The organism is Nocardioides aequoreus, assembly GCF_000720335.1.
GTDB classification, from domain to species: Bacteria; Actinomycetota; Actinomycetes; order Propionibacteriales; family Nocardioidaceae; genus Marmoricola; species Marmoricola aequoreus.
Genome location: NZ_JOJN01000002.1, coordinates 643,362 through 657,692, shown reverse-complemented (window position 1 = coordinate 657,692; position 14,331 = coordinate 643,362). Strand labels below are relative to the sequence as shown.

The 14,331-nt window shown below is 74.5% G+C and carries 13 protein-coding genes; 10 read left to right on the top strand and 3 right to left on the bottom strand.

All coding sequences use genetic code 11. The features are described 5' to 3' along the window. Nucleotides 1-571: 571 nt before the first annotated feature. The 9 genes from IG63_RS0105730 to IG63_RS0105690 all read left to right on the top strand — a co-directional run bounded on the left by IG63_RS0105730 (nt 572) and on the right by IG63_RS0105690 (nt 10,967). The gene (locus IG63_RS0105730; RefSeq protein ID WP_030483421.1) at nt 572-1,174 is read left to right on the top strand and encodes a TetR family transcriptional regulator; all 603 of its coding nucleotides are present in this window, start codon (nt 572-574) and stop codon (nt 1,172-1,174) included. Continuing rightward, nucleotides 1,171-1,950 (top strand): TIGR03084 family metal-binding protein, encoded by a 780-nt coding sequence (locus IG63_RS0105725; RefSeq protein WP_030483420.1) that lies wholly within the window; start codon nt 1,171-1,173, stop codon nt 1,948-1,950. Before IG63_RS0105730 ends, IG63_RS0105725 begins: the two co-directional genes overlap by 4 nt. After that, on the top strand, nt 1,947-3,713 hold the full coding sequence (locus IG63_RS0105720) for an acyclic terpene utilization AtuA family protein (protein WP_030483419.1): 1,767 nt from the start codon (nt 1,947-1,949) through the stop codon (nt 3,711-3,713). The genes IG63_RS0105725 and IG63_RS0105720 overlap by 4 nt, the downstream gene beginning before the upstream one ends. Further along, nucleotides 3,710-4,957 (top strand): acyl-CoA dehydrogenase family protein, encoded by a 1,248-nt coding sequence (locus IG63_RS0105715; protein ID WP_084596686.1) that lies wholly within the window; start codon nt 3,710-3,712, stop codon nt 4,955-4,957. Before IG63_RS0105720 ends, IG63_RS0105715 begins: the two co-directional genes overlap by 4 nt. Continuing rightward, entirely contained in the window at nt 4,954-5,424 is a 471-nt protein-coding gene (locus IG63_RS0105710; RefSeq protein ID WP_030483417.1) for an SRPBCC family protein, read from the top strand. Before IG63_RS0105715 ends, IG63_RS0105710 begins: the two co-directional genes overlap by 4 nt. Nucleotides 5,425-5,441: 17 nt before the next feature. After that, entirely contained in the window at nt 5,442-6,995 is a 1,554-nt protein-coding gene (locus tag IG63_RS0105705) for an acyl-CoA carboxylase subunit beta (RefSeq protein WP_051706283.1), read from the top strand. Between the two features lie 20 nt (nt 6,996-7,015). Next, the gene (locus IG63_RS0105700) at nt 7,016-8,944 is read left to right on the top strand and encodes an acetyl/propionyl/methylcrotonyl-CoA carboxylase subunit alpha (protein ID WP_030483415.1); all 1,929 of its coding nucleotides are present in this window, start codon (nt 7,016-7,018) and stop codon (nt 8,942-8,944) included. Beyond that, nucleotides 8,941-10,101 (top strand): acyl-CoA dehydrogenase family protein, encoded by a 1,161-nt coding sequence (locus tag IG63_RS0105695; RefSeq protein ID WP_030483414.1) that lies wholly within the window; start codon nt 8,941-8,943, stop codon nt 10,099-10,101. Before IG63_RS0105700 ends, IG63_RS0105695 begins: the two co-directional genes overlap by 4 nt. A gap of 116 nt (nt 10,102-10,217) precedes the next feature. Further along, nucleotides 10,218-10,967 carry an enoyl-CoA hydratase family protein gene (locus IG63_RS0105690; RefSeq protein WP_030483413.1) on the top strand — a complete coding sequence of 250 codons (750 nt, stop codon included), beginning with the start codon at nt 10,218-10,220 and terminating at the stop codon, nt 10,965-10,967. A 3-nt stretch (nt 10,968-10,970) separates the two neighbouring features. Here the strand turns inward: IG63_RS0105690 and IG63_RS0105685 are convergent, their stop codons facing one another. After that, nucleotides 10,971-11,549 (bottom strand): hypothetical protein, encoded by a 579-nt coding sequence (locus IG63_RS0105685; protein ID WP_157210042.1) that lies wholly within the window; start codon nt 11,547-11,549, stop codon nt 10,971-10,973. A gap of 132 nt (nt 11,550-11,681) precedes the next feature. On the opposite strand from IG63_RS0105685, the gene IG63_RS0105680 reads away from it, so the two are divergent. Further along, a complete protein-coding gene (locus IG63_RS0105680; protein ID WP_157210041.1) occupies nt 11,682-12,113 on the top strand; it encodes a hypothetical protein in 432 nt (143 codons plus the stop codon). Here the strand turns inward: IG63_RS0105680 and IG63_RS0105675 are convergent. Both IG63_RS0105675 and IG63_RS0105670 read right to left on the bottom strand, forming a co-directional pair. Continuing rightward, nucleotides 12,110-13,276: a pyridoxal phosphate-dependent aminotransferase gene (locus IG63_RS0105675; protein ID WP_030483410.1), complete on the bottom strand. Its 1,167-nt coding sequence runs from the start codon at nt 13,274-13,276 to the stop codon at nt 12,110-12,112. The two genes, IG63_RS0105680 and IG63_RS0105675, sit on opposite strands and share 4 nt — an antisense overlap. 10 nt (nt 13,277-13,286) lie before the next feature. After that, nucleotides 13,287-14,306, bottom strand: coding sequence for a LacI family DNA-binding transcriptional regulator (locus IG63_RS0105670; RefSeq protein ID WP_245604339.1), 1,020 nt, complete (start codon nt 14,304-14,306; stop codon nt 13,287-13,289). Nucleotides 14,307-14,331: the final 25 nt, after the last annotated feature.

Sequence of the window (14,331 nt, the reverse complement as noted above, 5' to 3'; positions counted from 1 at the left end):
GACCGCCCCGGGGCGGCCCGAGGCGGCCCAGGCCGGGCGGCGCGCAGGATGACAGGACGCCGAGGCCGCCGTCCCGAGAACGCGCCAGTCCGAATTTCCTGGGTCGCTGGTCTAGCAACCGGTCTAGGGCGATAGCAGGTTTTCGACGCCTCTGTCCGGGTTTCGTTAGGTCCTCGGCGCGTCGGTCGATCACCCTCGTGTCCAGGTCCTCGGCTCACCGGAGCCGCCTCACGGGAGGAGCAGCCCATGCCGCACCGCACGTGCTGCCTCGCGACGTCGAGGGCCGTCCCGAGCACGCCGTCGGGCCCGGTACGCCGGGGGGCGGCGACCGCCGTGGCGGCGGTGTCGGTCATGAGGGGGAGTCTCAGCGTCCCGGTCGTCGCAGGGGGCGACGGCTGGGGCGTACGGCCGGCACCGTCGTCACCTCCAGGAGGGGCCGACAGCTGACGTCGCGGTTCGATCGCCGACTTGGGGGGACGATCGACCCGCCGTGCCAGCTGTCGGCCGCGGGGGCAGGATCCACTAACAGTCAGTCTTGACTGTTTGTTTGTCGCGGGCCAGGATCGGCCGCGTGACCGCCACCCGTGTGCCGCAGGAGGAGCGCACCCGCGCGATGCGGCAGCGGCTGCTCGAGGCCACGGTCGAGTGCCTGGTCGAGCGCGGCTGGAGCGGCACGTCCACCACGCTGGTCTCCGAGCGCGCCGGGGTGAGCCGGGGCGCGCAGCTGCACCACTTCCCGACCAAGGCCGACCTGGTGCTCGCCGCCGTCGAGCACCTCAGCGAGGTGCGGGGCCAGGAGCTGCGCGAGGCGGCGGCACGGCTGCCGCGGGGGCGGCGGCGTACCCGCGCGGTCGTGGAGATGCTCGCGGAGCACTTCACCTCGCCCGTCTTCGACGCCGCGCTCGAGCTGTGGGTCGCGGCGCGCACCGACCCCGCGCTGCGCGAGGCCGTCGTCCCGCTCGAGCAGCGCGTGGGGCGCGAGGCGCACCAGATCGCCGTCGAGGCGCTCGGCGCCGACGAGTCCCAGCCGCGGGTGCGCGAGCTGGTGCAGGCGACGCTGGACCTCGTGCGCGGCCTCGGGCTGGCCAACACCATCAGCGACGACTCCGCACGGCGGCGTCGCATCGTCGACGCCTGGGCCCGGACGCTCGACACGGAGCTGAGGTCCGCGTGAGCGCGCTCGAGCAGGTGCTGGACGACCTGGCCACCGAGACCCAGGTGCTCGACGACCTCGTCGCCGGGCTCGACGAGGCAGGGTGGCGCACCCCCACGCCGGCCGCGGGCTGGGACGTCGGCGCCCAGGTCTCCCACCTGCGCTGGACCGACACCGCCGCGACGTACGCCGCCACCGACAAGGCCGCCTGGGACGCACTGGTGCTCGAGGCGCTCGCCGATCCCGACGGCTTCGTCGACCGCACGGCGCTCGCCGGGGCCCACGAGCCGGCACTGCTGCAGCGCTGGCGCGAGGGCCGGGCAGCGCTGGCCGCGGCGCTGCGGGACCACCCGCCGGGCGAGCGGCTGCCGTGGTTCGGCCCGCCGATGAGCCCGACCTCGATGGCGACCGCGCGCTTCATGGAGGCCTGGGCCCACGGGCTCGACGTGGCCGAGGCGCTCGGCGTCGAGGTCGCGCCGACCGACCGGATCCGCCACGTCGCCCACCTCGGCGTGCGCACCCGCCGCTTCGCCCTCGGCCTGCACGGCCTGGTGCCGCCGGAGGAGGAGCCGCGCGTCGAGCTGGTCGCGCCCTCGGGCGAGCTCTGGACCTGGGGCCCGGACGACGCGGCGCAGCGGGTGACCGGGCCGGCCTACGACTTCTGCCTGCGGGTCACCCAGCGTCGCCACCGCGACGACCTCGACCTCGTCGCCACCGGGCCCGACGCCGACCGCTGGCTCGACCTCGCCCAGGCCTTCGCCGGGCAGCCCGGCCCCGGACGGGAGCCGCGGTCGTGAGCGAGCCGATCAGGATCGCCAACTGCTCCGGCTTCTACGGCGACCGGCTGGCCGCGATGCGGGAGGTGGTCACCGGAGGACCGGTCGACGTCGTCACCGGCGACTACCTCGCCGAGCTGACCATGCTGATCCTGGGCCGGGACCGGATGCGCGACGCCTCGCTGGGCTACGCCAAGACCTTCGTGCGGCAGCTCGAGGACTGCCTCGGCGAGGTGCTCGAGCGCGGCGTGAAGGTGGTCGCCAACGCCGGCGGGCTCAACCCCGGCGGACTGGTGGCCGCGCTGCGCGAGGTCGCGGGCGGGCTCGGTCTCGACCCCGCCATCGCGCACGTCGACGGCGACGACCTGCTGCCGCGGGCCCAGGAGCTCGGCTGGGACGGCGCGCTCACGGCCAACGCCTACCTCGGCGGCCTCGGCGTCGCGCGGGCGCTCGGGGCCGGGGCCGACGTGGTGGTCACCGGCCGCGTCACCGACGCCTCGCTCGTCGTGGGCCCGGCCGCCTGGCACCACGGCTGGGGCCCCGAGGCGCTCGACGAGCTCGCCGGCGCCGTCGTGGCCGGGCACGTGGTCGAGTGCGGCACGCAAGCCACCGGGGGCAACTTCTCCGGCTTCCTCGACCTGCCTCGCGACGCCCGGCCGCTGGGCTTCCCGCTCGCGGAGGTGGCGGCCGACGGCTCGTCGGTCATCACCAAGCACGAGGGCACCGGTGGCGCCGTCACCGTCGACACGGTGACGGCCCAGCTGATGTACGAGGTGCAGTCGCGGCACTACCTCGGTCCCGACGTGACCGTCGACCTCGACAGCGTGCGGCTCGCCCAGGTGGGGGAGGACCGCGTGGCGGTCAGCGGCGTCCGCGGCCTGCCGCCGCCGGAGACCCTGAAGGTCTGCGTCAACGAGCTCGGCGGCTGGCGCAGCTCGGTCGAGCTGGTGCTCACCGGCCTCGACGTCGAGGCCAAGGCCGACTGGGTCCGCGAGCAGCTGGCGCCGCGGCTCGACGCCGCCGAGGTGGTGTGGTCGCCGGTGCGTGCGCCGGCGCCCGACGCCGACACCGAGGAGGGCGCCTCGGTGCTGCTGCGGTGCACGGTCAAGGACGCCGACCAGGCCCGCGTCGACCGCGCCTTCAGCAGCGCCGTGGTCGAGCTCGCGCTCGCGTCGTACCCCGGCTTCACGATGACCGCCCCGCCCGGCCGCGCCACGCCGTACGGCGTCTACCGGGCGGCGTACGTCGACCGCGCGCTCGTCACCCACACCGTCCACCTCCCCGACGGCACCTCCGAGGTCGTGCCGGACGCCGCAGCCGTCTCACTGGGTCTCGAGGCTCGGGCCCAGGGGCCCTCGCACCTCGACCAGCCCGAGGTGGTCGAGGTGCGAGGCGCCCTGGCGCCGAGCCTCGAGACCGCCGCACCCGTCGTGGGTAGACCCACCCGGCGGGTCCCGCTGGGCACCTTCTGCCACGCGAGGTCGGGTGACAAGGGGGGTGACGCCAACGTGGGGGTGTGGGTCGGGCAGGGCGACCAGCTCGACGAGCGCACCGCCTGGCTGCTCGGCTTCCTCACCCCCGACCGGGTGCGCGAGCTGCTGCCGGAGGCGGCCGGGCTCGAGGTGGAGGTGCACCCGCTGCCCCACCTGCACGGCGTCAACGTGCTGCTGCGGGGCCTGCTCGGCGACGGTGTCGCGGCCGGCACCCGCTTCGACCCCCAGGCCAAGGGCCTCGGTGAGTGGCTGCGGTCGCGGTACGTCGAGATCCCCGAGGAGCTGCTGTGACCGCTTGGACCCCCGAGCAGCTGGCGCTGCAGGAGACCACCCGCGCCTTCGTGCGCCGCGAGGTCGCCCCGCACCTGCAGCGGTGGGAGGACGACGGCGAGGTGCCCCGCGCGCTGCACCGGGCGGCGGCACGGGCCGGGCTGCTGGGCGTCGGCTTCCCCGAGGAGGTCGGCGGCCAGGGCGGCACCCTGCTCGACAGCGTCGCGATGCAGGAGGCCTTCTTCGACGCCGGCGGCTCCTCCGGGCTCGCGGCGGCGCTCTTCACCAGCGGCATCGCGCTGCCCCACCTCGCGGCCCGCGGCACCCCCGCGCAGGTCGACCGCTGGGTGCGGCCGACCCTGGCCGGCGAGCTCATCGGGTCGCTCGCCGTCACCGAGCCGGGCGGGGGCTCCGACGTCGCCGCGATCACGACGCGGGCGGTCCGCGACGGCGACCACTACGTCGTCGACGGCGCCAAGACCTTCATCACCAGCGGCGTGCGCGCCGACTTCGTCACCACCGCGGTGCGCACCGGAGGACCCGGGCACGGCGGCGTCAGCCTGCTCGTGGTCGAGCGCGGCACACCCGGCCTCGCCGTCGACCGCGCGCTGCGCAAGATGGGCTGGCACTGCTCCGACACCGCCGAGCTGTCGTACGCCGCCGCGCGTGTGCCCGTCGACCACCTGGTCGGCGAGGAGGGCAGCGGCTTCGCGCAGATCGCCGAGCAGTTCGTCGTCGAGCGGATCGCGCTGGCCGTGCACGCCTATGGCATAGCCGCGCGCTCGCTGGCGCTGGCGGCGGCGTACGCCCGCGAGCGGGAGACCTTCGGCCGTCCTCTCGCCAGCCGCCAGGTGGTGCAGCACCAGCTGGTGGAGATGCACCGCCGGGTCGACGTCGCCCGCAGCTACACCCGGGCGGTCGCCGCGCGGCACGTGGCCGGCGAGGACGTCGTCGCCGAGGCCTGCCTGGCCAAGCAGACGGCCGTCGAGGCCTGCGACCACGTGGTCGACCGCGCCGTGCAGCTGCACGGCGGGTCCGGCTACATGCACGGCACCGAGGTCGAGCGCCACTACCGCGACAGCCGGATCCTCGGCATCGGCGGCGGCGCGACCGAGGTGCTCACCGACCTGTCCGCACGACTGTTGGGGTACGCGGGCGCGGAGCGGCCGCGTACGGCGGTGGTCGAGCAGCGACCACGGCCGAGGCACGAGGCCGTGACGGAGCGTGTCGAGACCCCTGCACCCGAAAGAGGACCGAGACCATGAGGCTGCTCGCACCGCTCACCGACGAGGTCTCCCTCTACGTCGACGCCCCGCCCGCCGAGGTGTGGGCGCTGGTCAGCGACGTCACCCGGATCGGCGAGTTCTCGCCCGAGACCTTCGAGGCCCGCTGGACGCGCGGGTCGACCGGCCCGGAGGTCGGCGCCACCTTCAAGGGCCACGTCAAGCGCAACGGCGTCGGGCCGACGTACTGGTCGGGCTGCAAGGTCACGGTTTGCGAGCCCGAGCGGCACTTCGAGTGGTCGGTGGGCTCCGACAGCGTCACCGTCAACAACTGGGGCTACCGGTTGCAGCCGGAGGGCGACGGCACCCGGGTCACCGAGTACTTCCGGCTCGAGCCCTCGCTCGCCACCCGCGCCTACTGGCTGCTGCTGGGCCACCTGCGCGGCCGCACCAACCGTCGCGGCATGCGGACGACGCTGCAGCGGATGAAGGCGGTGCTCGAGTCGTGAGCAGCAACCGGGAGGCGATGCTCGAGAAGGTCGCCGCGCTGGACGCCGAGCACGCCAAGGCGGTCGCCGGCGGCGGGGAGAAGTACGTCGAGCGCCACCACCGCCGGGGCAGGCTGCTGCCGCGGGAGCGGATCGAGCTGCTCGTCGACCCCGGCTCCGCCTTCCTGGAGCTCTCGCCCCTCGCCGGCTGGGGCTCCGACTTCACCGTCGGCGCCAGCATCGTCACCGGCATCGGGGTGGTCGAGGGCGTCGAGTGCGTCATCACCGCCAACGACCCGACGGTCAAGGGCGGCGCCAGCAACCCGTGGACGGTGAAGAAGGCCTTCCGCGCCGCGCAGATCGCGGAGGAGAACGGCCTGCCGACCATCGCGCTGGTGGAGTCGGGCGGCGCCGACCTGCCCACGCAGAAGGAGATCTTCATCCCGGGCGGCCGCACCTTCCGCGACATCACCCGCTCCAGCGCCCGCAAGCAGCCCACGATCGCGCTGGTCTTCGGCAGCTCGACCGCCGGGGGCGCCTACATCCCCGGCATGAGCGACTACACCGTGATGGTCAAGGAGCAGGCCAAGGTCTTCCTCGGCGGCCCGCCGCTGGTCAAGATGGCGACCGGCGAGGAGAGCGACGACGAGTCGCTCGGGGGCGCGGAGATGCACGCGCGCACCTCCGGCCTCGCCGACTACCTCGCCGTCGACGAGCACGACGCGCTGCGGATCGGACGCCGCATCGTGGCCAGGCTGCAGCGGCCGCCGAAGCGGCCGGTGGCCGACCCGGCGTACGCCGAGCCCGCGGGCGACGTCGAGACGCTGCTCGACCTGGTGCCCAGCGACCTCAAGGAGCCCTTCGACCCGCGCGAGGTCATCGGGCTCGTCGTCGACGGGGCGAGCGAGCACAACGCGGTGCCCTTCGACGAGTTCAAGCCGCTCTACGGCACGTCGCTGGTCACCGGGTGGGCGCGCATCCACGGCCACCCGGTCGGCATCCTCGCCAACGCCCAGGGGGTGCTCTTCAGCGAGGAGGCGCAGAAGGCGACGCAGTTCATCCAGCTGGCCAACCAGGTCGACACGCCCCTGCTCTTCCTGCACAACACGACCGGCTACATGGTCGGCGCGGAGTACGAGCAGGGCGGGATCATCAAGCACGGCGCGCAGATGATCAACGCCGTCTCCAACAGCTCGGTGCCCCACCTGACCGTCGTGATGGGGGCGTCGTACGGCGCGGGCAACTACGGGATGAACGGTCGCGCCTTCGACCCGCGCTTCCTCTTCACCTGGCCGAGCGCCAAGTCGGCCGTGATGGGTCCGGCGCAGCTGGCGGGGGTGCTGAGCATCGTGGCCAGGGCGGCCGCCGAGGCCAAGGGGGCGGCGTACGACGAGGAGGCCGACGCCGGCATGCGGGCCTTCATCGAGCAGAGCGTGGAGGAGCAGAGCCTGCCGCACTTCCTCTCCGGGATGCTCTACGACGACGGCGTCATCGACCCGCGCGACACCCGCACCGTGCTCGGCATCTGCCTCTCGGTGATCGGCTGCTCGACGTGGGAGGGCGCCCGCGGCTACGGGGTGTTCCGGCCATGATCAAGCGAGCAGCGGCGCCCATGATCCGCACCCTCCTCGTCGCCAACCGTGCCGAGATCGCGAGCCGCGTCTTCCGCACCTGCCGCGAGCTCGGCATCGGCACCGTCGCGGTGCACTCCGACGCCGACGCCGAGCTGCCCTACGTCGCGGAGGCCGACGCCGCCGTCCGCCTCCCGGGCACGGCGCCGTCCGACACCTACCTGCGCGCCGACCTGCTGGTCGAGGCCGCGCTCCGGGCGGGGGCCGACGCCGTGCACCCCGGATACGGCTTCCTCTCCGAGAGCGTCGACCTCGCCCGCGCCGTCGTGGCGGCCGGGCTCACCTGGGTGGGTCCCTCGCCGGAGTCGATCGAGCAGATGGGCTCGAAGGTGCGCGCCAAGGACCTGGTGCGCGCGGCCGGCGTGCCGGTGCTCGACGCCCCGGCGTCGCCCGGGCAGGACGACCTGCCGCTGCTGGTGAAGGCGTCGGCGGGGGGCGGTGGCCGCGGCATGCGCGTGGTGCGCGACCTCGACGCGCTGGCCACGGAGGTCGAGTCGGCGCGCGCCGAGGCGCTGTCGGCCTTCGGCGACGGCACCGTCTTCGTCGAGCCGTACGTCGAGCGCGGCCGCCACGTCGAGGTGCAGGTCGTCGGCACCGACGAGGGCGTGCTGGTGCTCGGCACGCGCGACTGCTCGCTGCAGCGGCGCCACCAGAAGGTGATCGAGGAGGCCCCCGCCCCGGGGCTCCCGCAGGCCACCCGCGAGGCGATGCACGACGCGGCCCGGCGCGCCGCCGAGGCGGTCGACTACCGCGGCGCAGGCACCGTCGAGCTGCTCTACGACGAGCCCGCCGACCGCTTCTTCTTCCTGGAGATGAACACCCGGCTCCAGGTGGAGCACCCCGTCACCGAGCTCGTCCACGACGTCGACCTGGTCGCGATGCAGCTCGCCGTGGCCGAGGGACGCGTCCCCGAGCCGGCGCCCCCCGCCCGGGGCCACGCCCTCGAGGCGCGGCTGTACGCCGAGGACCCGCTGCACGACTACCAGCCGCAGAGCGGCCCGCTGACCTGCTTCGAGATCCCGGACGAGGCGGGCGTGCGGGTCGACGCGGGCTTCCGGAGCGGCAGCGAGGTCTCCACCCACTACGACGCGATGCTGGCCAAGGTGGTCGTGCACGCGCCCACCCGCGAGCTGGCGGCCCGCAGGCTCGCCGGCGTGCTGCGCCGCTCGCGCATCCACGGCGTGCGCACCAACCGCGACCAGCTCGTCGCCGCGCTGCGCGACCCGGGCTTCCTGGCCGGCGAGGTCAGCACCGCCTTCCTCGACGAGCTCGCGCTGCCCGGGCCGGTCGACGACGCGGCCCCGGTGGCCGCGGCGCTCGCGCTGGCGGAGCGCGCCGGTGCCGCGCGCCGGGTGCAGCGCGGCGTCCCGGTCGGGTGGCGCAACGTCGTGAGCGGCCCGCAGCTCACCCGCCTCGTCCACGACGGCACCGACGGGGGCGACGACGTCGAGGTCGCCTGGTGGGGCGGGCGCGACGGGCCGCGCGTCGACGGCCACGTCGTGGTGGCCAGCAGCCCGACCGAGGTGACCCTGGACACCGGCGGCGTGCGCACGACGTACGCCGTCAGCACCGTCGGCGACCGCGTCGACGTCGACTCCGCCCACGGGCACGTGGCGCTGCGGCTGCGACCGCGCTTCGTCGACCCCGCCGACGTCGTGGCCGCCGGATCGCTGCTGGCGCCCATGCCCGGCACCGTCGTCGCCGTGCCCGCGAGCGACGGCGCCACGGTCGGCGCGGGCGACCCCGTGGTCGTGCTCGAGGCGATGAAGATGCAGCACACCATCAAGGCCCCCACCGACGGCGTCGTCAGCGACCTCGCCGCCGTGGGCTCGCAGGTGGCCGCGGGCGACGTGCTCGCGGTCGTCTCGACAGGCTCGACCAGCAACGACCCCGAAGGAGATCCGGCATGAGCACCTACACCGAGACCGAGGAGCGCCAGGCACTGCGGCGCGAGGTCAGCAGGCTGGCCTCGGCGTACGGGCGCGACTACTTCACCCGGTGCGCCCGCGAGGGCGAGAAGACCACCGAGCTGTGGCTGGCGATCGGCAAGGCCGGCTTCCTGGGGGCCAACCTCTCCGAGGAGTACGGCGGCGGGGGCGGCGGCATCGGCGACGTCGCCGCCGTGTGCGAGGAGCTGGCCGCGCAGGGCTGCCCGCTGCTGATGATGGTGGTCTCGCCGGCGATTTGCGGCACCGTGATCGAGCGCTTCGGGACCGAGGCGCAGAAGCAGCGCTGGCTGCCCGGGATCTGCGACGGCACCGCCACCATGGCCTTCGCCATCACCGAGCCCGACGCCGGCACCAACTCCCACAACATCACCACCACCGCGCGCCGCGACGGCGAGGAGTGGGTGCTCAAGGGCCAGAAGATCTACATCTCCGGCGTAGACGAGGCCGAGCACGTGCTCGTGGTCGCGCGGGCCGAGGACCAGCGGACCGGCCGGCTCAAGCCGTGCCTCTTCGTGGTGCCGACCGACGCCCCCGGGCTGTCGTACACCGCGATCCCGATGGAGATCGTGAGCCCGGAGAAGCAGTTCCAGGTCTTCGTCGACGACGTCCGCCTGCCGGCCGACGCGCTCGTGGGCGACGAGGACGCCGGCATGGTGCAGCTCTTCGCCGGGCTCAACCCCGAGCGGATCATGGCCGCGTCGTTCTCCACCGGCCTGGCGCGCTTCGCGCTCGACCGCGCGACGGCGTACGTCAAGCAGCGGGAGGTCTTCGGCGCCCCGATCGGCACCCACCAGGGGCTGGCCCACCCGCTGGCGCAGAGCAAGATCGAGATCGAGCTGGCGCGGCTGATGACGCAGAAGGCCGCCGCTCTCTACGAGGCCGGCGACGACGCGGGCGCGGGCGAGGCCGCCAACATGGCCAAGTACGCCGCCGCCGAGGCCGCCTGCGACGCCGCCGACCGCGCCGTGCAGGCCCACGGCGGCAACGGCATCACCACCGAGTACGGCGTGGCCGGCCTCCTCGTCGCCGCCCGCGCCGGCCGGATCGCCCCCGTCTCGCGCGAGATGATCCTCAACTACGTCGGCATGCACTCCCTGGGCCTGCCGAAGTCGTACTGACCGCCCGGCCCATGTAACGCTCCGTTGCACCGGCCGTACACCCCCCACAGTGGTCACTCAGCCCGTGCAACGGAGCGTTACATGGGGCGCGGGCCGTCACCCCGAAGGAGCCACCGATGACCGACCCGCTCGTGACGTACGCCGCCGACGGCGCGGTGGGCACGATCACCCTCGACTCGCCGCACAACCGCAACGCGCTCTCCGCGGCGCTGGTCGAGCAGCTGCAGGCGGCGCTGGCGGCCGCAGCGGCCGACGAGACCCGCGTGGTGGTCGTGGGCAGCGCCGACCGGGTCTTCTGCTCGGGCGCCGACCTGAAGGAGGCGGGAGCCGGCGGCATGGAGCAGGGGGCGCGCACGCTCGCCGACCTGCAGCGCACGATCGTGACCCACCCCAAGGCGGTGGTGGTGCGGCTGGCCGGCCCCGTGCGGGCCGGCGGCCTGGGGATCGTCGCGGCGGCCGACCTGGTGGTCTGCGCCGACGACGTCACCTTCGCCTTCACCGAGAGCCGCCTCGGGCTCGCGCCCGCGGTCATCAGCCTGACGGTGCTGCCACGGCTGACCAGCCGGGCGGCGGCCGACACCTTCCTCTCCGGGCGCACCTTCGGCGCCGCCGAGGCGGCCGCGATGGGGCTCGTCACCCGTGCCGTCCCGCCGGAGCAGCTCGACGCGGCCGTGGCGCAGGTCTGCGGCGACCTCGCCCAGGCCCACCCCCAGGGCCTGCGCGAGACCAAGCAGCTCCTGGCCCGCGACCTGGTCGCCCGGATCGACGCCCAGGCCGCGGAGATGGCGACGCTGAGCGCCCGCCTCTTCGCCTCCGACGGCGCACGCGAGGCGATGACGGCCTTCCTGGAGCGCCGCCGTACCTGAGGCTCAGCGCGGCACCCGGGGCCCCAGCTTCATCTCGTCACGGATGCTGCCGTCGCGCAGCGCGTCGTCGACGTAGAGGCGCTCGCCGAGCATGGTGCCGATGCCCCCGCCGACGCGGACCCAGCGCGGCGAGCCGAGGCAGCGGCTCGGGATGTTGAAGACGACCCGGTCGGCGGCGTATTCGACCCGGGTCGCGACGCCACGGCAGGGACGGTCGGCCAGCTCACCCTGACGATCGGACCGGTCGGTGAGCAGGATGGTGTCGACGTCCTTGCCCTTGCTGGTGCGCAGCGAGAGCACGTGCACCACCTGCTTGCCTCCGGTGGGCCGGGTCAGCCGGTCGTAGACGATCGCTGCGCGCACGCGTCGCTCGTCGTGCGAGACCCGCAGCGCCACCACGTCGCCCTCGCGCCGCCGCGGCGCCGGGGCCGCGTTGGCGACGTCGTCGTCGCCCGCGTCGAGCCTGACCACGTCGCGCGCCGTGTCGCGCGCGAACCACGTGTCCGCGTGCGCCGGGGCGCCGACCGCCGTCAGCACGGTGGCGGCAGCCAGCACGCCCACGAGCCTGTGCCTGATCCTCATGGTGCTCCTCCCTGCGGACCGCCGCGCGCCGCCCGACACACCCGACGCTAGGGACGCCGCGTCCCGGTGGTCAGCGCGCGCGTACTCGTCGTGGGTGAGCCTGCGTACTCAGGCCCTCGCTACGGTGTGCCGATGGTCGCCGAGCACAAGACCGTCGTGGAGTCCCTCACCGTCGCAGTGGCCACCTTCGGGTGGGTGGCCGCGCCCGACTGGTCGAGCAGCCCGCGCGACCGGCGCCGCCTGCGGCTCGCCTCGCTCGCACTGACGGGCCTCGCCGGGGCGTCGTACGCGCTGCGCACCCCGGGTGCCGAGCCGGAGCAGGCCGAGGAGCCGGAGGAGGAGGGCTGGACGCCGCGGGGCGCGACCCTCGCGGCGCTGGCCGGTGGCGGCGTGCTCGCCACGATCGCGGTGCACCGCGGCTCGGAGCGGCTCACCCAGCGGGGTGCGGAGTCGCTGGGCCGCCGGGGCGTACGCCGTCCCTACTCGGTGATGGGACTCGGCTGGGCCGCGCTCTCCCTCGGCCTCGACCTCGTGGAGCGCCGGACCGGCGGCAGCCGCGACTAGAGCCAGGCCTCCAACCGGTCGAGCCCCTCGCTGATCGCGGCGCCGTCGCCGGCGAAGGAGAGCCGCACGAAGTGACGGCCGCGGCGGGTGTCGAAGTCGATGCCTGGTGCGGTGGCGACGCCGGTCTCGGCGAGGAGCCGCAGGCACCAGCCATGGGAGTCGTCGGTGAGGTGGCTGATGTCGGCGTAGACGTAGAAGGCGCCGTCGGCCGGGGCCAGCCGGTCGAGGCCCAAGCCGGGCAGGCGGTCGAGCAGCAGCCGGCGGTTGGCGGCGTAGCGCGCGACGTGCCCGTCGAGCTCGGCGTACGACGCGTCGGTGAAGGCCGCGACCGCGGCGCGCTGGCTGAGCACCGGCGGGCAGATCGTGAAGTTGCCGGTGAGCACGTCGACCGGGCGGCGCAGGTCCTCGGGCACGAGCATCCAGCCGAGCCGCCAGCCGGTCATGGAGAAGTACTTGCTGAAGGAGCCGAAGACGACGCCCGTGCGCGAGGTCTCCCAGGCGCTGGAGGTCGGCTGGCCGAAGCTGATGCCGTGGTAGATCTCGTCGCTGATCAGGCGCACGCCCTGCTCCTCGCACCACGCGGCGAGGCGGGCCAGCTCGGCGGGGGCCAGCATGGTGCCGGTGGGGTTGGCCGGCGAGGCGACGACGAGGCCGTGCACCGGTCCGGCGACCTGCTCCAGCACCTCGACCGTGGGCTGGTAGCGGGTCTCGGGGCCGCAGTCGACCTCGACGACCTCGACGCCGAGGGCGGCCAGCACGTTGCGGTAGCAGGGGTAGCCGGGCCGGGCCATCACCACGCGGTCGCCGGGCTCGAAGGCCGCCAGGAAGGCGAGCAGGAAGCCGCCGCTGGAGCCGGTCGTGACGACGACGTCGTCGGGGCCCACGTCGATGCCGCTGGTGCGGCGGTGGTGGTCGGCCACGGCCCGGCGCAGCTCGGGCACGCCGGTCGCGACCGTGTAGCCGAGCCGGTCCTGGTCGAGCAGCCGCTTGGCCTCCTCGCGCACGTCGCGGGGGGCGGGCGTCGAGGGCTGCCCGGCCACGCAGTCGACCAGGTCGCCGTGGGTCAGCTGCCGCCGCTGCGCCGCGGCGAGCAGGTCCATCACGAAGAAGGGGGGCACGTCGGCGCGGCGCGCCACCTGCATCCGGGCCGAAGAGGCACTCATGCGGCAGCCCTCATGCGGCGGGGGGAGCGGTCGAGCCGCGGACCTTCAGCGTGAGCGGCAGCAGCACCGACCGCGCCGGCCGCGACGGGTCGGCGATCGCCTCCAGCAGCAGCCGCGCGGCCTCGGCGCCGATCTGCTGGTGGGGCACGCTCACCGTGGTCAGCGGGGGGCGCAGCTTGTCGAGGAAGGGCATGTCGTTGAAGCCGACGACGCTCACGTCGCCGGGACACTGCAGCCCGCGCTCGGCGAAGACGTCGTAGCAGCCGAGCGCGATCAGGTCGTTGCCCGCCACGACGGCGGTGAAGTCGGTGCCGGCGTCGAGCATGCCGCGCAGCGCCTCGGCACCCGCCTCCTCGCTCCAGTGGGAGCACGACGCCACCAGCGCGGGGTCGTGCTCGAGCCCCAGGTCGCGCACGGCGTTGCGGAAGGCGCGGGCCCGGGCGACGCCGGTGGAGGTGTTGTCGGGCCCGGCGAGGTGGACGATGCGGCGGTGTCCGAGCTCGGCCAGGTGGCGCACCGAGAGCTCGACGCCCACGGCGTCGTCGGGGGTGATCGAGGGCAGGTCGAGCCCCTCGGGCCGCCGGTTGACCATCACCATCTGCACGCCCTCGCGCTGCAGCTGCTCCAGGAGCGGGTGCTCCAGCCGGGCGGTCGCGATGATGAAGCCCTCGACCTGGCGCGAGCGCAGCGTCTCGATGTGCACCCGCTCGCGGTGCGGGTCGTTGTCGGTGTTGACGATCAGCCCGCTGTAGCCGGCGGCCTCCAGGATGGCCTCGATGCCGCGCACGATGGGCGGGAACATCGGGTTGGTCAGGTCGGGGAGGACCAGCCCGATCGTGCCCGACTTGGCGGTCTTCAGGCCGCGGGCGATCGGGTTGGGCCGGTAGCCGAGCGTCTCGGCCACCTTCATCACGCGGCGGGCGGTGTCGGCGTTGACCAACCCCCGGGTGCCCGGGTTGAGCGCGCGCGAGGCGGTGGCCGGGTGGACGCCGGCGGCGTCGGCCACGTCGCGGAGGGTCGGGGTCTGCACAGCAGGCATCCTAGGAGCCTCCTCG

Coding starts and splice junctions, on each gene's coding strand:
- IG63_RS0105690 (WP_030483413.1), top strand. CDS start 10,218: ATGACCGACCCGCTCGTGACGTACGCCGCCGACGGCGCGGTGGGCACG.
- IG63_RS0105700 (WP_030483415.1), top strand. CDS start 7,016: ATGATCCGCACCCTCCTCGTCGCCAACCGTGCCGAGATCGCGAGCCGC.
- IG63_RS0105710 (WP_030483417.1), top strand. CDS start 4,954: ATGAGGCTGCTCGCACCGCTCACCGACGAGGTCTCCCTCTACGTCGAC.
- IG63_RS0105695 (WP_030483414.1), top strand. CDS start 8,941: ATGAGCACCTACACCGAGACCGAGGAGCGCCAGGCACTGCGGCGCGAG.
- IG63_RS0105675 (WP_030483410.1), bottom strand. CDS start 13,276: ATGAGTGCCTCTTCGGCCCGGATGCAGGTGGCGCGCCGCGCCGACGTG.
- IG63_RS0105685 (WP_157210042.1), bottom strand. CDS start 11,549: ATGAGGATCAGGCACAGGCTCGTGGGCGTGCTGGCTGCCGCCACCGTG.
- IG63_RS0105705 (WP_051706283.1), top strand. CDS start 5,442: ATGCTCGAGAAGGTCGCCGCGCTGGACGCCGAGCACGCCAAGGCGGTC.
- IG63_RS0105680 (WP_157210041.1), top strand. CDS start 11,682: ATGGTCGCCGAGCACAAGACCGTCGTGGAGTCCCTCACCGTCGCAGTG.